Raw genomic sequence first — 18,355 nt, forward strand, 5'->3', positions numbered from 1 at the left:
ATTCGAATTTTCATCACTTCGATGTCGGCAAGTGATCGGAAAGGAACTGTTTGACCGGATCAAGAACCGAGACATTGGTTGTCAGATAAAATCCCAGCGCGATCAGTGTGCCGGCATGGCCGGTTTCGTCGACTTCAACCAGCTTGGCGTCGGGGGCAAGTTCAGCCAGTTTGCGCGAGTTGCGCGGAAACACCGTATGATCGCGATTGCCGGTGATCAGCAATAGCGGCGGCATTTTTGCAAGGTTCATCTCGACGGGCTGACTGACAGTGGCAGGCGTTTGGCCAAAGGCCTTTTGCGTTGCTTCAACGTCATAGGGATAGAAATCATAAGGTCCAGACAGGCCGATGATCCCGGCAATATGGTTTTCATCAAGCCCGACATTTTCAAGATAGGTGCGATCTGCAACCACCTGAACGGCATTATATGCACCGGCAGAATGGCCTGCGAGGATGACAGGGCGATCTCGCAACCGTTCCGGGTGGGAAACGGCATAGTTTTTCATGAAGGCGATGGCGGCGGCTGCATCCTCGACAAAGGCGGGGAAATGCACATCGGGAACCAATCGATAGTCGGGAATGGCAACCGCATATCCCAGATCGGTGAAGCGTTTGGCGATGAAGGCATATTTCGCCTTGTCGCCTGAATCCCACGACCCGCCATAAAACCAGATCACAAGTGGTGCCGGGCCTGTCGTCGTCGCAGGCAGGTAAAGATCAAGCACCTGACGGTCCCCGGAACCATAAGCCAGATCAGCAATGTCGGGGGCAAAGTCGCCTGCCTGCCATTTGTTATAGGCACCCAGCTTGTCACAGCCCGCCAGCAACAGAACGGCGACAATGGAATTGGCGGCAAATCCCAGAATCCGGCGCGGAGCAGGTTTGCGCGGTTTGCTGGCAGGGACGGATGGAGACATTCAGATACCTGTTTGATGGGTGGGCAAGCATGTAACTCTTGTACGGTAGCTGAAAGATAACAGTTTGACGTTTTTTGCTTTTTATCAAAGTTCGCGGTGCGACTTTTTCTATACTTGGCGAAGACCAAAGCCCGCGATACAACAGTGCCATGACAATACAACAACCAGATAAAGGCTGCATGTCGGTTGACTTGCGCCAGGGTAAAACACCCGAAAAAACAGTGTTCGTCAGTGCGGTTGCGCTGGTCGATATTGATCATCGTGTGCTGATTGCGCAGCGCCCGGAAGGCAAGTCCATGGCGGGCCTGTGGGAATTTCCCGGTGGCAAGGTCGAGCCGGGTGAAACCCCGGAGATGGCTCTTGTGCGCGAGCTTAAAGAAGAGCTCGGTATTGATATCACCGAAAGCTGCCTTGCGCCCTTTACCTTTGCCTCGTTTACCTATGACGATTTCCATTTGATGATGCCGCTTTATCTGTGCCGCGTCTGGAAAGGCGAAATCACGCCGATGGAAGGTCAGCAGGTGAAGTGGGTGCGCCCGGTGCGTCTGGGGGATTATCCAATGCCGCCTGCGGATGTGCCGCTGGTTGCGATGTTACGCGATTTTCTGTGAACCTTGCGCCATACGGTGACGTAACGTTTGTTGTCGGAAAACAAGATTGAAGTTGTGGGGAAGTGATGTCTGATCCGGTCCGTGCCTGTTTGATTATTATCGGCAATGAAATTCTTTCTGGCCGTACCCATGACAAGAACCTGCCTTATCTGGCAGAGGAGCTGAACAAGATCGGTGTGCGTCTGGCCGAAACCCGTGTCATTCCTGACATCGAGGACACCATCATTGAAACCGTCAATGAATGCCGGGCCAGGTTTGATTATGTCTTTACCACTGGTGGCATTGGCCCGACCCATGATGACATTACGTCTGAATGTGTTGCCAAGGCCTTTGGTGTGGCAAACGAACTGAATGCCGAGGCGCACGCGCTTCTTAAAAGCCATTATGAAAAGCCCGAGGACCTCAACGAGGCGCGTCTTCGCATGGCGCATGTTCCGGTTGGCGCGGAGCTTGTGCAAAACCCGATTTCCAAGGCGCCGGGATTCAGAATGGAAAATGTCTATGTCATGGCTGGTGTACCCATGATCATGCAGGCCATGTTCCAGGGGATCAAACACCAGCTGATCGGTGGCAAGCCGATGGTGTCGCGTTCTGTCGGCGGCTATATCCCCGAAGGCACAATCGCCAAGGTTCTGGCAGAGATTCAGGGGGACTTCCCGCATACCGATATCGGTTCCTATCCTTTCCTGCGTGAAGGAAGGCTCGGGACGACACTGGTGGTACGTGGTGAAAATCCCGACGACGTCAATCAGGCATCCGAGCGCATCCGCCTTGTGATCATTGAAAGTGGTCGCGACGTCATCGAAGATACCGGGCATGTCAACGCATCGGCAGATTGACTGCCGCCCAATTGCGTTTGGTCAAAGTTTCATCGGGGAAGTTTGTCTAGAATTGTTCTGACCTTGATAAGGGAAAGAACATGGCTGGAATTCAAAACGAGCCTGATCACGGGCCCGAAGACGATCTACGCAACAGCAAGGCCGCACGCGAAGCCCGCTCAATTGTGCGCTTTATGATTGAGCATACGGCCTATGGCGGGTTCGGGGCGCTGGTGTTTGGCGGGCTGGTTCTGTTTTTCGATACTGGCGGTATCTATAGTCTTGCAATGTCGTCGCGTGATGCGCCGATCTTTATATTCCTGCTGTTCTTCGGGCTGTTCATCACTTTTGGCGGGATCAGTCTGGGGATTGGAATTATGACCCTTGGCGGGTTTTCCGATGATGATCGATACCGCGACGAGCGTCACAATCATCAAAGGCACGATGACTGATCATGTTAAAAGGCGCCACAAACGGGCGCCTTTTGTTATTCTTGATAGGGCGCATAAAGCATTCTACGGGCGATCTGCACCGGTTTTCTTCGCGATGATGCGGGCGACGATCATGCCGATGATCCAGCCAGCAAGCGGCACAACAAAGATATAGTCAAACAGCGGATGACTGGTGTCGCCGCCCGATGCCGCCAGAATGAAGCCAACCCATCCTGCGGTCAGCAAGTAGCCCATGATCTTGAAATAGACGCCGTTTGACAGGCCCTTTTTTGCGGGCTGTTCGGGGGCATTGGGTTGGCCTTTATCGGCAGACATCCTGATATCCTTGTTTTGGGAATTCTGATTTCGGTATTGATGGTTTGAGCTTTGGCAGAGTTAACGTTCAAGGGTCAGGGCATCCGGATCAATGCGATCCTGCCAACCTTCGCGAACAAGCTCCGGAACGATGTGGTCTTCTTCCGGATAGCCGATGCAAAGATAGGCGATCAGACGCCAGTGTTGCGGAACGTCAAGTGTCTTGCCAACCACTTCTGGCTCCAGAATGGAAACCCAGCCAACCCCGATACCCTTGACGCGCGCCGCCAGCCAGAGCAACTGCACCGCGGCCACAGCTGAATAATCAAGCATTTCAGGCATGGTCTTGCGGCCAAGCCCCATACCGGCTTCGGTTTCTTCGTCGGCAAAGACGGCAAGCTGTACCGGGGCCTGATCCATGCCCTGCAGTTTAAGGGAGGCATACATCTTGGCGCGTTCGCCATGATAATCGTTCAAGGCTTCATTATTGGCACGTTCGAAACTGTCGCGAATGGCCTTGCGGCGTTCCGGGTCGTTGACCTTTACAAAGCGCCAAGGCTGACAATTGCCAACCGATGGTGCCAGGCAAGCTTCCTTGATCAGATCATTAATATCGTCTTGCGGGATCGGATCGGTGCGGAACCGTCGCACATCGCGCCGCCACAGCAAAAGGTCGATGAACTGTTTCTGGAAATCCCGATCAAAGACCGGCGGGGTAATGGTTTTGTCATCCGCGACGGACTGGTTGGTGCGATCGGGCTTGTTCATGGCGCAAACCTGCTGGAAATGGCGTTATCAGTGTTTCTGTTTGCACCCTACCTGTGACAAGGGGGAACGCCAATAGCAAGATGCGGTTTGGCGCAGAATACCGGTGAAAACAGTAGATCTAGAAAGGAAAGTCGATGGTAAGCAGTCCGGTATAGTCACTGTGGCGGACTTCGTAGGTGAATTTGCGGCGGACCTCAAAGCTGAGCTGTCCGGGCATCGCCCCCCAGCTTTGGGTGATGCCACCCCCTGTATCAAGATACAGATTGGTGCTTTCAACTGTGACATAGGGTTGAAGCGTGACGTAGCTGTGCGGCAGATCCCGGGTCAGGGCGAGTTCGGACCGAATGCCTTCCAGTGGCTGGTTATCTGTTGCCATCTCGCGAAAGCCGGTAAGGCTAAGATCAAGGTTCAGGGGATCATATCGATAGTCCGACCCGCCATAATAGCGTGTCGATCCGCTGCGGCCGTAATCCTGATTGAGCAACGAAATGGTTTCTTCCTGCCCGGCAAAGGGGGTGATCCTGTGATTGCCCAGATCAAAGCGATAACGCGCTTCCAATGCCGCATCAAACAAGCGGGTGGTCGCCGTATTCGCAGCGATCATGCTGCCATCTGTTGCGCGGGCGGCTTCGACATATTCATGGGCGGTGATCATGTCGCCATCAAGCTGCAGACTAAAGGGCAGGCCGCCAAAATCATATTTTGATGCAAAGCCGATCGAGTTCGAGATTGTGCTGCTTTCGAGACTTTCGGCATATCGAATATTGACGGGCGGGCTTTCGATCGCCGATTGGCTGATCATGCTTTTGCCAAAGCTGAAGCTGCCCCTAAGGTTCAACCAGTCAGTCATGCGGGCCACGAAATAGGGGGAAAGGGCCAGATTGCTTTCGCGATAGCGTAACTGGCGGGAGCCTGACTCACCCAGGGTGTTTCCCCACCCGACACCAAGCCCGACAACCAGACCCTCATCGACGAGATAATCCACCCCGCTATCAATCGAGACAGAATCGCCGCTCAGCCCCGGATCGTAGCCCGAACGGGTGATGCGGTTTTCCAGATCGGTGTGATTGCCAACAACCCAGATGCTGATCGGGACGCGCACGGTGCGTGACTGGGTGGGGAATGTTCCCGCTGCGCTGTCGAAATCGATTTTACCTGCAAGTGATTTGAGTGCCGCGCGCCCCCCAAACACTTCGACTGTCGGGTTTTCGTCTGTGTCCAGATAAAGAGAGGGCGAAGTTTCGTCCGCCGGATCGACAAAATCGTCAAACAGCAGCGGCGAAATCGTGCTTTCATACAGGTCGTTATCCATCTTGTTATAAAGACGGTTCATGTGACGGCGGCGATTGTCCGCGCGGTTCAGGGTTTCACTGCGCAAGATCACGGAATCGGGGCGCGCACCGGTTTCACCGGCAAAAGCCAGTGTCACAAATCGGGGAAGCTGACCACGGTAGTGATACAAGGCTGCCGTTGCGATGCATACCGTGGCGGCAAGGGCCGTTTTCAGGTGCCAGTGCATAAAACGCAGCGCGGTGATTGCTGAAGATCACTCATGATGCGCTGCAAAAGTGCAAGGAATAAGGAGCAAGGCGGGCAATCCTGCCCTATTCCTTGCATGAACAGAGCGCACCGTAGGTAAATCGGCGGGTGTCAGAGAAAGCGGTAATAGGATGTTGCACCATTTCAAAAGCCGCGCTAGAACCCTGTTTCACCGGTTGCAAACCGGATGCGACACGCTTTGCGGGCGTGGCGAAATTGGTAAACGCAGCGGACTTAAAATCCGCCGGCCCTAAAGGCTTTGCCGGTTCAAGTCCGGCCGCCCGCACCATCTCCCGGAATGAAATAGCACTGCGAAGACTGGCTGTTGGGCATCAAACGGACTTGATTGTGCCATCAAATAACCTGTTTTGGGTTGTAAACCCGATGCTCGCCGTCCTTTGAAGGGCTTAAAGCCCTGTTTGGGCGATATTTGCGCTACGCAAATTCAGGAGATTGAAAATGATCCATCTGATCGCATTTGGCATTATTGCCGTTACTGCACTGGTCGTTGCCTGAGTGCCATGTGCCTAACCATCCTGCTTGCATAGCCGGATGGTCCTGATCCTAATTCGTATCTGTTTTAATCTGTTGCAGGATGGGTCGCGGTTTCGTGATTGCCAGATGGCGACGCAGGCGACGTGTGTCTATTTTTGTGGCCGGTGATATCGCAAAATAAAAGGTCTGGGTCGCAACCGGCCGGGAACTGATTTCAAGCAGTTCCCCGATTTCCGGATAGGTATGCATGAGCGTATCGGCGACGGCCTTTTCCATCAGTCCGCCATCGGCGCGTTTGTTTGCAACCATGCGAAGGATCGACAGATCATCGACGACTTCGATGGCGTCAACATCCTGACGGCGACTTTCAAATACGTCGCCATACCAGTACCCTGCGCCAACCGCGATACGGTGATCCCAAAGCTGACCGGCTTCAAGCGGGTAGTCGCGGTGAGAAAGTAAAACCGTGTCGCTGATCAGGATCGGAAATTCATATTCCAGTTCATAATTCTTGGCCTGACCGGCCTCGGCGCAGAATATGACATCAACCTTGCCGCTTCGGGCGGCGTCAATCGCCCGTTTCCAGGGATATACCTCGATCTTCGGGCTATAACCGAACGAACCCAGCAAATCCTCGACATATTCGACCAGAATCCCGCCTGGGCGTGTGCCTTCCACAACATAAGGAGGCCACGAACTGCAGGATGCAACGATTTCCACATCGCGATCACCAGCGGCAAATCCGGCTGAGGGCGGGATCGACAACATAACAAGCAGGCATCCGCCAATCACAAGCTTTCGCAGCATCTGTTTGTCCAGTTTACATGAGTAATCTTTTATGTGTGAAGGGTGTCCGCCTGTTTACAGGGTTTGCCTGCCCGGAAGTGCGGGATGTTCGATCCGATGTTTGCGAAGTTATTGATATCACGTCAGTTGATCGGGATATCGATACGCAGAAATTTGCTGCCAGCTTCGGGCTGCGGCGATCAATATGGTTTCCGCTGCGTTTATCGCCCGAAAGTGAAGACCGATGTGACGGTCGCCACAGGGGAAACGGGGTTTACCTGATTTAAATCGGTTAAGGATAGGTTTTGCCTTTGGGCATGGTGCGGTTTCGCAGATCAGGACGGAAGAGAAGCAGTGAATATGATCGAGAATGAAGACGATGCCCCGCGCAAAAAAGAACGGATCGGCAAATATGTTGCCCCCGAAGAGCGTGCTGCCAATATCGTCAAGCAGCTCGACGAATTCCTGCGCAAAGGGCCGCGGAAGGGATTGAAATATTCCCGCTGGCAACAACTTGCCTGGTATGAAATCGTTGATGAAATCAAACGCGCAGAAGCCGCCCAGAAGAGTCAGGACACCTTGACCAAATCGGCATTTCTCAGCCTTGCCATCGGATTTGGCACGGTCGGATTTTGGGGGCTGGTTTTGGTGGCCGGAAACGGTCTTGGCGGAATTGCTGCTGGTGTGATTGTTGTGGCCGGACTGGTGGTCTGGCGGGCAATGGCCAAGGCAAAATGGTTTAAATAGTTATCGGGCCTGAACAAAATGAACAAGGAAGCTGCTGAAACACTGGCCATTCGCGCCATTGCCCATATTGCGGGCGATGATGAACTGCTTCAGGGGCTTGTTGCCCAAACAGGCATGGGGCTTGATGATCTGCGCGCAGGTATCGCCTCAAACGAGGTTCAGCTTGGCGCGCTTGAATTCCTGTTATCCCACGAACCGTTCCTGATGCGCTTTGTTGACGATAGTGACTACGCACCAGAAGACCCGGCACGTGCGCAGATCGTCCTGTCAGGTGGTCCTATCTGGCAAGACTGATCAAGCCAGACGGGATGATCTGACAATGCCGGATTTTACCGTCAGCCGATGAATGGCAACGGTGCGCCGTTATAAAGGTAAATCCAGACCAGCAGACCGCCCCCAAGCAGGACGCGGTAGATTGCAAAGGGTGTGAAGCTTGACCGCTTGAGCCAGTTCATCAAAACGGCAATCGCGATAAGAGCTGTCAGGAACGAAAGACCGGCGGCCAGAAGGATGTCTTCATTGAGGGCGATATTACCTGCTTGCTGAAGGTCAATCCCGGCCAGAAGTCCGGCACCCAAAATCACAGGTATCGACATCAGCATCGAAAACTGTGCAGCGTCTGAGCGCTCATACCCCATGAAACGTGCGGCTGTCATGGTGATGCCGGAACGGCTGGTACCCGGAATCAGCGCAAGAACCTGTGCGAGACCGATAAATAACGCACCGCCCCAGCGCATATGTTCAAGACGATTGATCGTCATGCCGACCTTGTCGGCAATCCAGAGCAAAATCCCGAAGCCAAGCGTGGTCCAGGCAATGATTTCGACCGAACGCAACTGTTCCTCGATGCCGGAGACCTTGAGATAAAAGCCGACAGCGACAACCGGGATGGTGGCGAGCACAATGTGGATTGCAAGGCGCGCACCGGCATTGATCCGCCCGGTAAACAGCCGAACGAATCCGCCGAGCATGGCAAAGACATCGCGCCAGAAATACATCAAAACGGCTGCCAGGGTGCCGACATGGACAGCCACATCTACCAACAAACCCTGATCCGGGCTGCCGGTCAGGGCCGGTGCCAGAATAAGATGACCTGATGAGCTGATGGGAAGAAATTCGGTGATCCCCTGAACGACTGCCAGAAGAATAATGTGCTGTAGGGTCACGCCGGCCTCTGTGCCTGTTCGCTTCAAAAACTGATCGCTTATAGCAGTTTAGCCTGATTCGGCGAAATGCATAAATAGTACCATTTCGGTACTATTGAAACTTTATTTCAGGGCATTCCGGTGGCGAATTCTGGAAGACCCGAAAAAATGTACGGATATTTATGTCAGTAAAACTGACCTATGATGCATTTTGTGCTAGATTCTTGCGTGTTTGGCACGTATACAGTCCGAAACCCGCAACATAAAACCCTTCCAGAGGGCCGTCATGACAGAAAAGATGCTGAAGTTTGTTCATCTTGAACAAAAATATCCGCACAAAAGAGAGGCGTCCGAACGTCGGACAGACTTCAACGAAATTTATGAAGCATTCGAGGATACCAATGCCGCCGATCAGGCGTCGCGTTGTTCCCAATGCGGTGTGCCGTTCTGCCAGGCCCATTGCCCGCTTTACAACAACATCCCTGACTGGTTGCGCCTGACCACCGAAGGTCGCCTTGAAGAGGCTTACGCTATCTCGTCGGCAACCAACAACATGCCGGAAGTTACGGGCCGCATTTGTCCGCAGGATCGTCTGTGCGAAGGCAATTGCGTAATTGAGCAGTCAACCCATGGTGCGGTCACGATCGGCTCGGTCGAGAAATACATTACCGATACCGCCTTTGCGAACGGTTGGGTCAAAGCCCCGAAGCCGGCCAAGGAAAATGGTATGTCGGTCGGCATCATCGGTGGTGGTCCAGGTGGCATGGCTGCAGCCGAGCAGCTGCGTCTCAAGGGATATGAAGTCCATATCTATGATCGCTATGACCGCATGGGCGGGTTGCTGGTTTATGGTATTCCGGGCTTCAAACTGGAAAAGGACGTCGTTGAACGCCGGGTCAAGCTTCTTGAAGAAGGTGGTGTTATCATGCACACCGAATTCGAGGTTGGCCGTGATGCAACCCTTGATGACCTGCGCAAGAAACATGACAGCGTTCTGATCGCGACCGGTGTTTACAAGGCCCGCGAACTCAAGCTGCCGGGCGCCGGTCTGGGCAATGTCTATCCCGCACTTGAATATCTGACCACGTCCAACCGTCATGGTCTTGGCGACACGGTTCCGGCTTATGAAGACGGCACGCTTAATGCCAAGGACAAGAATGTTGTTGTGATTGGCGGCGGCGATACCGCGATGGATTGTGTTCGTACCGCGATCCGTCAGGGTGCCAAATCGGTTAAATGTCTCTATCGCCGTGACCGCGCCAACATGCCCGGTTCCCAGCGTGAAGTTGCCAATGCCGAGGAAGAAGGTGTCGAGTTTGTCTGGTTGACCAACCCGGAAGCCTTTGTCGGTGATGATACCGTTACCGGTGTTCGCGCAGTGAAGATGCGTCTTGGTGCACCCGATGCCGGTGGCCGTCAGAGCCCGGAAATCATCGAAGGTTCGAGCTACACCATGGATGCCGATATGGTCATTCTTGCGCTCGGCTTTGAACCGGAAGATCTGCCAACATTGTTTGATGCACCGGAACTCGGTGTGTCGCGTTGGGGGACAGTCAAAATCGACTTCCGCACCATGATGACCAATCTTGATGGCGTATTTGCTGCTGGCGATATCGCCCGTGGTGCTTCGCTTGTGGTCTGGGCTATCCGCGATGGCCGCGATGCGGCTGACCGGATTGATGAGTATTTGCTGGCGCGCAAAGAAGCTGCTGCTTAAGCCCGCTGCCGCATTAGGAGAGAGAAGTTATGAACAAGATCGTTCAGGACAAAATGGTTCAGAGCCGCGGTGCCGCAGATATCGCCCGTTTTGAGAAAAACGCGGCCCATCTCGAAGCCAGTGGCATGTATGACCCGGCCGAAGAACATGCCAACTGTGGTGTGGGTCTTGTCGGTGCTATTGACGGCAAACCGCGCCGCGAGGTCGTCGAAGCCGGTATCGAAGCCCTGAAGGCAATCTGGCACCGTGGTGCTGTTGATGCTGATGGCAAGACCGGCGATGGCGCAGGCATCCATCTTCAGATCCCGCAGGATTTCTTCAAGGCTTACCTTAAGGTGATCAACCAGGAAGCCCCGGAAAGCCTGATTGCCGTTGGTCAGGTCTTCCTGCCGCGTATCGACATGTCGGCCCAGGAACGTTGCCGTGCAATCGTTGAAACCGAAATCCTCAAACAGGGTTACGGTATTCTTGGCTGGCGTCAGGTGCCGGTTGATGTGTCGGTCATCGGTGAAAAGGCAAACCAGACCCGTCCGGAAATCGAACAGGTCCTGATTGGTGTTCGTGATGACGTCGATGAAGAAAAGTTCGAGATCGACCTGTATGCGATCCGCCGCCGTATCGAAAAGGCCGTGCTGTCCGAAGCGATCAAGGACTTCTATATCTGTTCGATGTCCTGCCGTTCGATCATCTACAAGGGCATGTTCCTTGCAGAAGACGTTGATACCTTCTATCCGGATCTTCGTGACGAACGCTTTATTTCAAGCTTCTGCGTCTATCATCAGCGTTATTCTACCAACACTTTCCCGAGCTGGCCGCTGGCACAGCCGTTCCGTGTTCTTGCCCACAACGGCGAGATCAACACGCTGCGCGGTAACGTCAACTGGATGAAAAGTCACGAAGCACGTATGGCGCACGAAGTGTTTGCCGACAGCATCGATGACCTGAAGCCGGTTATTCAGCCCGGTTCGTCTGACTCGGCAGCCCTTGATGCCGTGTTCGAGCTGATGATCCGTGCGGGCCGTGACCTCCCGATGGTGAAAACCATGATGGTTCCGGAAGCATGGTCGAAAAAGGCATCTACGCCAGACAGCTATAAAAACCTTTATGCCTATTGCAACGCGGTCATGGAACCGTGGGACGGCCCTGCTGCACTTGCGGCATATGGTGGTGAGTGGCTTATGGGTGGTACGGACCGTAACGGTCTGCGTCCGCTGCGTTATGCGGTTACCGGCAATGGTCTTCTGATTGCAGGTTCCGAAGCCGGTATGGTTCATATCGACGAGGAAAGCTGTGTCGAAAAAGGCCGCCTCGGCCCGGGTCAGATGATTGCGGTGAACCTTGCCGAGGGCAAGCTGTATCACGATGGCGAGCTTAAGGACAAACTGGCAAATCGCCGTGACTGGTCGAAATGGGTTGGTCGCACCAAGGTGCTTGATGACCTGATTTCACCGGAAAAAACCGAACCGTCCCATATCGACAAGGAACGTCTGCTGCGTCTGCAAAAGGCGATGGGTCTGACCCATGAAGATCTTGAACTGATCCTTCATCCGATGGGCGAAGAAGGCAAGGAAGCCATCGGTTCGATGGGCGATGACACTCCGCTTGCGATCCTGTCGGATCGTTATCGCGGGCTGCATCACTTCTTCCGCCAGAACTTCTCGCAGGTGACCAACCCGCCGATCGATTCCCTTCGTGAAGCGCGCGTCATGAGCCTGAAAACCCGTCTGGGCAACCTTGGCAACGTTCTGGAAGAAGACGAAAGCCAGTGCGATCTGCTTCAACTTGAAAGCCCGGTTCTGACCAACGCCGAATATGAGGCGATGCGCGGATATATGGGTGATACGGCAGTCGAGATTGATACCACCTTTGATATTACCGGTGGCCAGTCTGCCCTGCGTGATGCGATTTCGCGGATCCAGCGTGAAGCAGAAGAAGCCGTTCGTGGTGGCGCACTGCATATCATCCTGACCGATGAAGCGATTTCCGAAGAGCGTGCTGCCATTCCGATGATCCTTGCGACCGGTGGCGTTCACAGCCATCTCGTGAAGACGTCGCTGCGCACCTATATCTCGCTGAACGTTCGTTCGGCAGAATGCATGGACGTGCATTACTTCGCCGTTCTGATCGGTGTCGGCGCGACGACGGTTAACGCCTATCTGGCGCAGGAAGGTCTGCTTGACCGTTATGCACGCGGTCTGTTCCCGAATGTGGTCAGCACTGCCGAAGTCATGCAGCGCTTCAAGGCTGCAATCGATGCGGGTCTTCTCAAGATCATGTCAAAGATGGGCATCTCGATCATCAGTTCCTATCGCGGTGGCTATAACTTTGAAAGTATCGGCCTGTCGCGTTCGCTGGTGGCTGAATTCTTCCCGGGCATGCCGTCGCGTATTTCAGGTATCGGTCTTCAGGGTATCCAGCGTCGCACGATTGCCCAGCACAAGGAAGCGTTTAACGGCAATGTCGTTACCCTTCCGGTTGGTGGCCTTTACAAATACCGTCGCAGTGGCGAGCGCCACGTCTGGACCGGTCCGCTGATCCATACGTTGCAGTCCTCTGTGACTACGGGCAGCTACAACACGTTCCGCAAGTTCTCGGAAGGTCTGCGTTCGCGTGAACCGCTGCATCTCCGCGATCTTCTGGATTTCCGCAGTGACCGTAATCCGCTTCATCAGGACAAGGTCGAAAGCATTACCGAAATCCGCAAGCGTTTCGTGACCCCGGGCATGTCCCATGGTGCACTTTCGACCGAAGCCCACGAAGCACTGGCGATTGCCATGAACCGTATCGGCGCAAAGTCGAACTCCGGTGAAGGTGGTGAATCGCGTGAACGTTTCCGTCCGCGTGCGAACGGCGACAATGCGCGTTCCTCGATCAAGCAGGTTGCGTCCGGTCGCTTTGGTGTGACGGCTGAATATCTGAATAACTGCGAAGAAATTCAGATCAAGGTCGCACAGGGGGCAAAGCCGGGCGAAGGTGGTCAGCTTCCGGGCTTCAAGGTTACGGTTGAAATCGCACAGCTGCGTCATGCGACGCCGGGTGTGACCCTGATTTCGCCGCCGCCGCACCACGACATCTATTCGATCGAAGATCTCGCACAGCTGATCTATGACCTTAAACAGATCAACCCGCGTTGCCGTGTTTGCGTGAAACTGGTGTCGCGTTCGGGTGTTGGTACGATTGCTGCCGGTGTTGCCAAGGCAAAAGCCGACGTGATCCTGATTTCCGGCTATGACGGTGGTACGGGTGCAAGCCCGCAGACCTCGATCAAATATGCAGGCGTTCCGTGGGAAATGGGCCTGTCGGAAGTCAACCAGGTCCTGACGCTCAACAACCTGCGTGACAAGGTCAAACTCCGCGTTGACGGTGGTTTCAAAACCGGTCGTGACGTTGTGATTGGTGCGATGCTTGGTGCCGAGGAATTCGGTATCGGGACCGCGTCCCTGATCGCACTTGGTTGCATCATGGTCCGTCAGTGTCATTCCAACACCTGTCCGGTTGGTGTCTGTACCCAGGATCCGGCACTGCGTGCCAAGTTCGTTGGTACGGCAGACAAGCTGGTCAACCTGTTCACCTTCATGGCCGAGGAAGTCAAAGACGTTCTGGCCGAGCTTGGCTATGACAAGCTTGAAGACGTGATTGGTCGCTCGGACCTGCTTCAGCAGGTTCACCGTGGCGCGAAAGACCTTGTTGACCTTGACCTCAACCCGCTGCTTGCACAGGCAGATGCCGGTGATCATGCTCGCTTCTGCACCATCGAAGGTCGCAATGAAGTGCCGGATACCCTTGATGCACAGATGATCAAGGATGCCCGTCCGCTTCTTGAAGACGGCGAGAAGATGCAGCTTCAGTACAACATCCAGAACACCCAGCGTGCGATCGGGACCCGGATGTCGTCACTGATCACGCAGAAATACGGCATGACCGGTCTGAAACCGGGCCATCTGCATGTACGTCTGCGTGGTTCGGCTGGTCAGTCGCTTGGTGCCTTTGCAGTTCAGGGTCTGAAGATCGAAGTTCAGGGCGATGCCAACGACTATGTTGGCAAGGGTCTGTCGGGCGGGACGATTGTTCTGCGTCCGCGTCCTTCCAGCCCGCTCAAGACCAACGAAAACACCATCATCGGGAACACCATTCTTTATGGTGCGACTGCCGGCAAGCTGTTTGCTGCCGGTCAGGCTGGTGAACGTTTCTGTGTCCGTAACTCCGGTGCGACCGTTGTGGTCGAAGGGTGTGGTTCGAACGGTTGTGAATACATGACCGGCGGTACCGCAGTCATCCTGGGTTCGGTTGGTGAAAACTTTGGTGCCGGTATGACCGGTGGCATGGCCTTCATCTATGACGTCAATGGTACCTTTGCCGATGTCGTTAATGATGGTTCCATCCTCTACCAGCGCATTGAAACCCAGTATTGGGACGAACAGTGCCGTTCGCTCATCGAAGAGCATGTTGCAGAAACCGAAAGCGGTTATGCACGTACGATCCTTGATAACTGGGATCGTGAACGCGGCCACTTCTGGCAGATCGTGCCGAAAGAGATCGTCGACAAGCTGGAACATCCTATTCGCTCCGAGAGCGAAAACCAGGCAACTGCGTGATCTGATCACGCTTTTGCGCAAGCTCCCTTGTCCAACACACCTGGACAATTGAACTGGCCCCGTACTTCGGTACGGGGCACTTTTCTTTGTCGGTGTTGCGACATACGAGCAGCAAAAAAGGCGGGCCATCTGGTCCGCCTTTTAAATTTGTTCATCAAGATCACGTGGCTGCCGCGTTTCCCGGCAAGTTTAGAGCAGGATGTTCAGATATGTGCCACGCCGCGCATTGTGGTCAATCTGGTCTGTGGCGATCAGGTTGCGCAGGCGGGCAAGCTGGGATGCGATGAAGCTTTCAGACGATGGCTGTTCTGCATTCGCCGACACACGACCACCGACACCCGGAGCGCCCTGAGGGCGGGCACGCGCATCATGAAGTCCCGTTTGGGAAGAGCCAGTACCAATTCTGTTGGCGACCATTGTACCGTCCAAATCTAAAGCCGGTCATGACATTAGCATGCGGTACAGGATTTGTCATGTTTGCGAGAGTTGGGGGCTCAGGAGGTGCAGGCACAAAAAGGGGTGGCTTTTGACCACCCCTGGAGGAAGCTAACGAGAGGGAAAAATCACGTTAGGATATTAACTCTGGTGCCGCGATGACCACTGGTCTGAAGCGGCTGATGTTCTGTGACGATGGAACCGATAACCTTGGCCAGACCGGTTGCCTTGTTGATCGCGCCTTCGGCGGCGGCAAATGGCAACGACGGATCGGCTCCGCCATTGGGGGTGATGGCATCATTGACGGCCTGTGCGGCTGTGCCGAGCCCTGAACCTTGTACCGAACCGATCATCTTGACCTCGTCATCCTTTCCAAAAGGGCAGATCGCCCATCGAAGAGAACATCATTAATTCTGTCTGATCTAAAGGTAGGGATTAATTGCGTCCGGAAAAGTGACGGTTGTCACAGCGCCAAGGTGCAGGCTGTCCCGGGCACCTGTAACCGTATGTAATGCAAGTGTTTAGATCGAATATCCCCGTAAAGATTTTTTTAACCTTCGGGTGATGATCGGGGTGTCTTCAGGGGTCTGTCGGTTGTGGACTCGGGCATGCCATCCCGAATGCCGGGATATCGGAACATATCCCGGGCGACTGGACGTCTAGCTACGCTGGCGTTCGGAACGCAGCGCAATGGCGTCATGAATGGCTTTTTGCAACTGGGTCGGGCGGAAAGGCTTTTTGATAAAGATGTAGTTGCCCAGCAGATTGTCGAGTTCCTTGCGAGACCGTGCGGGATAGCCCGACATGAATACAACGCTGTATCTGGGATTCGTGCGCAGGGCTTCCATAATCAGCTGGGGACCGGAGCGACCAGACATGACAACATCGGTCAGAATAACGTCAAACGGATCGTCCTGTTCGGCCTTGCCAAGAACTTCAAGCGCCTCTTCCGTGCTTTTTGCCGTTTCAGTTCTGAAACCCGCATCTTCAAGAATGATGCGTGCGGTTGTCCGAAGTGCCTGTTCGTCATCAACGATCAGGATGCGCTCCCCGTTGCCGGGCATCCCGGCGGCATCATCGACCAGAAGGGTTGTCTCGACCCCCGGTTCAGAGCGTGGCAGATAAACAGAGAAGGTCGTACCTTCGCCCTCGACGCTTTCGACATTGATGAAGCCGTGGGATTCTTCGACCCAGCTATGAACAATCGAAAGCCCAAGTCCCGTGCCCTTGCCGGGCTCCTTGGTCGAGAAGAAGGGCTCAAAGATATTGCCGATAATGTCATCGGGAATGCCGGTCCCGGTATCCTGAACCGTTATGACAACAAATTCGCCTGCGACGTCTTCGGGATAGCTGTCCTCGTCCTCGTCGGGATTGCGTTCGGCAAAGGGCGGGATATCAACACTGCGCGATGAGATCTGCAATGTGCCGCCATCTGGCATTGCGTCGCGGGCATTGATCGCAAGGTTGAGGATACAGGCAGAAAGCTGAGTCGGATCGACACGGGTATAAAGGTCCGGTTTGTCCGTCCAGATCTGCAATTCGATCCGGTGTTCGAGCAGGGTAAGAAGCAACTTCTCCATTTCCGAGAAGATGTTTTGGACCCGAATATTTGTCGGCTGATCAATCCGGCGGCGTGAAAACATCAAAAGCTGATCAGCGACACTGGTTGCACGTTCGCCCAGTGAAATCACGTGATCGAGATATTCTTTCACCCGTTCCTTGTCATCGATTTTTGCGCGGGCAACTTCGGCAAAGCTCAGGATGCCGGCAAGGCAGTTGTTGAATTCATGGGCAACCCCGCCAGCCATCTGACCGACAGCTTCAAGCTTCTGGGACGTTGCGAGCTGGCGCTGAAGGGCTTGCTGTTCTTCACTCGCGCGATGCTGGGCTGTGATGTTGCTGCCTGTGCCACGATAGCCATTGAAACGTCCATCAAGCGAAAAGACCGGAACGCCGTTGATGCGTCCATAGTGCTTTTCGCCTTTGCGCGAGGTCCATGAAAATTCGACATTCTGGAATGCCATATGGGCATCAAGTCTGCGTTGCAGGTAATGCCAGCCTTCCGGGTGTTCGGATGTCAGGCCAAGCCGGTCAAATGACTGCCCTTGCGGGGACCCGTTGATTTCTTCGATCAGCTGATAAAACTTGTAGGATGCAAATGCGATCTTGAGGTCTGCACCCATTTCCCAATACCAGTCTGCCGAAGACAGGGTGAAGTCACGGAAGCGTTCTTCGCTGTCGCGCAGTGCATCCTGTGCAATCTGATGTTGCTGGGTACGGCGTTCAAGACTTTCGGCCATGGCATTCAGGCCACGTTCAAGCGTACCGATTTCGTCACGGCCCATCGGTGTCAGGCGTGAGCTCAGCTTACCCAGCTGGATCTTGTTGACGAATTGTGCAGCCGTAATCAGACGTCGCAGAACGGTTTGTTGCGTAAACAGAAAGATCAAAGCCGAGGTCAGCAAAATGCACAGCGCCGAACCGATCAGAAGCACGGATTGCATCTGTCGCTGGCTTGCCTCAAGCCCCTTGGTCGAGACCTTGAGATAGACATACATAAAGGGCTGATTGGCGTTCAGACTGAAAAGCGGTGTGATCGAGACGATGCTGTGACCGTCTCTGTCATCGGTTGTGAACAATGCCGGCTTCGACATATCGGCGCGCAGTTGTTCCGCCGGAAATCCCGGAATAGTCGAAATGGAACTGCCAATCACAAAGGGATCAATGGCGTGATAAATCGTGCCGTCAAAGCCGACCGCCATGGCCTGCAGCAAGTGATCACCCAGAAGAAGCTTCATCTGACTGGCATCACTCAGGATCGAGACCTTAAGCTGTTCATCCTGAATCAGGCGGCCGGGCGTACTGATTTGTTCCGCGATGCGGCGATCAATCTCGGCGCCGAAATACTGGATATAATAGCCACCGAACAATCCGAGCAGAATGGTTTCCACGATGACGATCGCGAGTGCGATCTTGAATACCAGGCTGCCGATCAGTCGGTCTAACAGCTTCTTCACGCGTAGTCGTCTCCCCTGAC

The 18,355-nt window shown here is 54.2% G+C and carries 17 protein-coding genes and 1 tRNA gene; 9 read left to right on the top strand and 9 right to left on the bottom strand.

What is annotated here, in order from left to right:
- Nucleotides 1-13 precede the first annotated feature (13 nt).
- A complete protein-coding gene (locus tag TH30_RS03915; protein WP_114096733.1) occupies nucleotides 14-916 on the bottom strand; it encodes an alpha/beta hydrolase in 903 nt (300 codons plus the stop codon).
- 179 nt (nucleotides 917-1,095) lie between these two features.
- On the opposite strand from TH30_RS03915, the gene mutT reads away from it, so the two are divergent.
- The 3 genes from mutT to TH30_RS03930 all read left to right on the top strand — a co-directional run bounded on the left by mutT (nucleotide 1,096) and on the right by TH30_RS03930 (nucleotide 2,797).
- Complete coding sequence (mutT, locus tag TH30_RS03920; protein WP_114096734.1) at nucleotides 1,096-1,527, top strand: 8-oxo-dGTP diphosphatase MutT; 432 nt, start codon at nucleotides 1,096-1,098, stop codon at nucleotides 1,525-1,527.
- Nucleotides 1,528-1,592: 65 nt separating this feature from the next.
- Complete coding sequence (locus TH30_RS03925; RefSeq protein WP_114096735.1) at nucleotides 1,593-2,366, top strand: competence/damage-inducible protein A; 774 nt, start codon at nucleotides 1,593-1,595, stop codon at nucleotides 2,364-2,366.
- An 80-nt stretch (nucleotides 2,367-2,446) separates the two neighbouring features.
- Complete coding sequence (locus TH30_RS03930; protein ID WP_114096736.1) at nucleotides 2,447-2,797, top strand: hypothetical protein; 351 nt, start codon at nucleotides 2,447-2,449, stop codon at nucleotides 2,795-2,797.
- 63 nt (nucleotides 2,798-2,860) lie between these two features.
- Here the strand turns inward: TH30_RS03930 and TH30_RS03935 are convergent, their stop codons facing one another.
- From TH30_RS03935 to TH30_RS03945, 3 genes are all read right to left on the bottom strand, one after another.
- On the bottom strand, nucleotides 2,861-3,112 hold the full coding sequence (locus TH30_RS03935; protein WP_114096737.1) for a hypothetical protein: 252 nt from the start codon (nucleotides 3,110-3,112) through the stop codon (nucleotides 2,861-2,863).
- Between the two features lie 60 nt (nucleotides 3,113-3,172).
- Complete coding sequence (bluB, locus tag TH30_RS03940; protein WP_114096738.1) at nucleotides 3,173-3,859, bottom strand: 5,6-dimethylbenzimidazole synthase; 687 nt, start codon at nucleotides 3,857-3,859, stop codon at nucleotides 3,173-3,175.
- 118 nt (nucleotides 3,860-3,977) lie between these two features.
- Complete coding sequence (locus tag TH30_RS03945; RefSeq protein ID WP_114096739.1) at nucleotides 3,978-5,378, bottom strand: autotransporter domain-containing protein; 1,401 nt, start codon at nucleotides 5,376-5,378, stop codon at nucleotides 3,978-3,980.
- A 221-nt stretch (nucleotides 5,379-5,599) separates the two neighbouring features.
- On the opposite strand from TH30_RS03945, the gene TH30_RS03950 reads away from it, so the two are divergent.
- A tRNA-Leu gene (locus tag TH30_RS03950) sits at nucleotides 5,600-5,687 on the top strand.
- Between the two features lie 275 nt (nucleotides 5,688-5,962).
- On the opposite strand, the gene TH30_RS03955 is transcribed toward TH30_RS03950, so the two are convergent.
- Nucleotides 5,963-6,700: a substrate-binding periplasmic protein gene (locus TH30_RS03955; protein WP_114096740.1), complete on the bottom strand. Its 738-nt coding sequence runs from the start codon at nucleotides 6,698-6,700 to the stop codon at nucleotides 5,963-5,965.
- An 84-nt stretch (nucleotides 6,701-6,784) separates the two neighbouring features.
- Here TH30_RS03955 and TH30_RS22055 point away from each other — a divergent pair, with 84 nt between their 5' ends.
- From TH30_RS22055 to TH30_RS03970, 3 genes are all read left to right on the top strand, one after another.
- Nucleotides 6,785-6,961 (top strand): hypothetical protein, encoded by a 177-nt coding sequence (locus TH30_RS22055; RefSeq protein ID WP_181850147.1) that lies wholly within the window; start codon nucleotides 6,785-6,787, stop codon nucleotides 6,959-6,961.
- A 78-nt stretch (nucleotides 6,962-7,039) separates the two neighbouring features.
- Nucleotides 7,040-7,426 carry a hypothetical protein gene (locus TH30_RS03965; protein WP_258548597.1) on the top strand — a complete coding sequence of 129 codons (387 nt, stop codon included), beginning with the start codon at nucleotides 7,040-7,042 and terminating at the stop codon, nucleotides 7,424-7,426.
- Between the two features lie 18 nt (nucleotides 7,427-7,444).
- Nucleotides 7,445-7,720, top strand: coding sequence for a DUF3572 domain-containing protein (locus tag TH30_RS03970; RefSeq protein ID WP_114096743.1), 276 nt, complete (start codon nucleotides 7,445-7,447; stop codon nucleotides 7,718-7,720).
- 41 nt (nucleotides 7,721-7,761) lie between these two features.
- Here TH30_RS03970 and TH30_RS03975 read toward each other — a convergent pair whose 3' ends face one another.
- A complete protein-coding gene (locus TH30_RS03975; protein ID WP_114096744.1) occupies nucleotides 7,762-8,592 on the bottom strand; it encodes an undecaprenyl-diphosphate phosphatase in 831 nt (276 codons plus the stop codon).
- A gap of 265 nt (nucleotides 8,593-8,857) precedes the next feature.
- Between TH30_RS03975 and TH30_RS03980 the strand changes: the two genes are divergently transcribed.
- A complete protein-coding gene (locus tag TH30_RS03980; RefSeq protein WP_114096745.1) occupies nucleotides 8,858-10,288 on the top strand; it encodes an NAD(P)-dependent oxidoreductase in 1,431 nt (476 codons plus the stop codon).
- A 29-nt stretch (nucleotides 10,289-10,317) separates the two neighbouring features.
- Nucleotides 10,318-14,883 (top strand): glutamate synthase large subunit, encoded by a 4,566-nt coding sequence (gene gltB / locus TH30_RS03985; RefSeq protein WP_114096746.1) that lies wholly within the window; start codon nucleotides 10,318-10,320, stop codon nucleotides 14,881-14,883.
- 189 nt (nucleotides 14,884-15,072) lie between these two features.
- Here the strand turns inward: gltB and TH30_RS03990 are convergent, their stop codons facing one another.
- The 3 genes from TH30_RS03990 to TH30_RS04000 form a co-directional block, all read right to left on the bottom strand.
- Nucleotides 15,073-15,300 (bottom strand): hypothetical protein, encoded by a 228-nt coding sequence (locus tag TH30_RS03990; RefSeq protein ID WP_114096747.1) that lies wholly within the window; start codon nucleotides 15,298-15,300, stop codon nucleotides 15,073-15,075.
- A gap of 146 nt (nucleotides 15,301-15,446) precedes the next feature.
- Nucleotides 15,447-15,671, bottom strand: coding sequence for a hypothetical protein (locus tag TH30_RS03995; RefSeq protein ID WP_114096748.1), 225 nt, complete (start codon nucleotides 15,669-15,671; stop codon nucleotides 15,447-15,449).
- A 306-nt stretch (nucleotides 15,672-15,977) separates the two neighbouring features.
- Nucleotides 15,978-18,335 carry an ATP-binding protein gene (locus TH30_RS04000; protein ID WP_114096749.1) on the bottom strand — a complete coding sequence of 786 codons (2,358 nt, stop codon included), beginning with the start codon at nucleotides 18,333-18,335 and terminating at the stop codon, nucleotides 15,978-15,980.
- Nucleotides 18,336-18,355 lie beyond the last annotated feature (20 nt).

Origin of the sequence: Thalassospira profundimaris (assembly GCF_003326795.1) — a bacterium.
GTDB lineage: Bacteria > Pseudomonadota > Alphaproteobacteria > Rhodospirillales > Thalassospiraceae > Thalassospira > Thalassospira profundimaris_C.

What these genes read in the sequence shown, in the direction of transcription:
- bluB (WP_114096738.1), bottom strand. Translation starts at nt 3,859, where the DNA reads ATGAACAAGCCCGATCGCACCAACCAGTCCGTCGCGGATGACAAAACC.
- TH30_RS03935 (WP_114096737.1), bottom strand. Translation starts at nt 3,112, where the DNA reads ATGTCTGCCGATAAAGGCCAACCCAATGCCCCCGAACAGCCCGCAAAA.
- TH30_RS03970 (WP_114096743.1), top strand. Translation starts at nt 7,445, where the DNA reads ATGAACAAGGAAGCTGCTGAAACACTGGCCATTCGCGCCATTGCCCAT.
- TH30_RS03945 (WP_114096739.1), bottom strand. Translation starts at nt 5,378, where the DNA reads ATGCACTGGCACCTGAAAACGGCCCTTGCCGCCACGGTATGCATCGCA.
- TH30_RS03965 (WP_258548597.1), top strand. Translation starts at nt 7,040, where the DNA reads ATGATCGAGAATGAAGACGATGCCCCGCGCAAAAAAGAACGGATCGGC.
- TH30_RS03995 (WP_114096748.1), bottom strand. Translation starts at nt 15,671, where the DNA reads ATGATCGGTTCGGTACAAGGTTCAGGGCTCGGCACAGCCGCACAGGCC.
- TH30_RS03925 (WP_114096735.1), top strand. Translation starts at nt 1,593, where the DNA reads ATGTCTGATCCGGTCCGTGCCTGTTTGATTATTATCGGCAATGAAATT.
- TH30_RS03930 (WP_114096736.1), top strand. Translation starts at nt 2,447, where the DNA reads ATGGCTGGAATTCAAAACGAGCCTGATCACGGGCCCGAAGACGATCTA.
- TH30_RS03980 (WP_114096745.1), top strand. Translation starts at nt 8,858, where the DNA reads ATGACAGAAAAGATGCTGAAGTTTGTTCATCTTGAACAAAAATATCCG.
- TH30_RS03955 (WP_114096740.1), bottom strand. Translation starts at nt 6,700, where the DNA reads ATGCTGCGAAAGCTTGTGATTGGCGGATGCCTGCTTGTTATGTTGTCG.
- mutT (WP_114096734.1), top strand. Translation starts at nt 1,096, where the DNA reads ATGTCGGTTGACTTGCGCCAGGGTAAAACACCCGAAAAAACAGTGTTC.
- TH30_RS03915 (WP_114096733.1), bottom strand. Translation starts at nt 916, where the DNA reads ATGTCTCCATCCGTCCCTGCCAGCAAACCGCGCAAACCTGCTCCGCGC.
- TH30_RS03990 (WP_114096747.1), bottom strand. Translation starts at nt 15,300, where the DNA reads ATGGTCGCCAACAGAATTGGTACTGGCTCTTCCCAAACGGGACTTCAT.
- gltB (WP_114096746.1), top strand. Translation starts at nt 10,318, where the DNA reads ATGAACAAGATCGTTCAGGACAAAATGGTTCAGAGCCGCGGTGCCGCA.
- TH30_RS22055 (WP_181850147.1), top strand. Translation starts at nt 6,785, where the DNA reads ATGTTCGATCCGATGTTTGCGAAGTTATTGATATCACGTCAGTTGATC.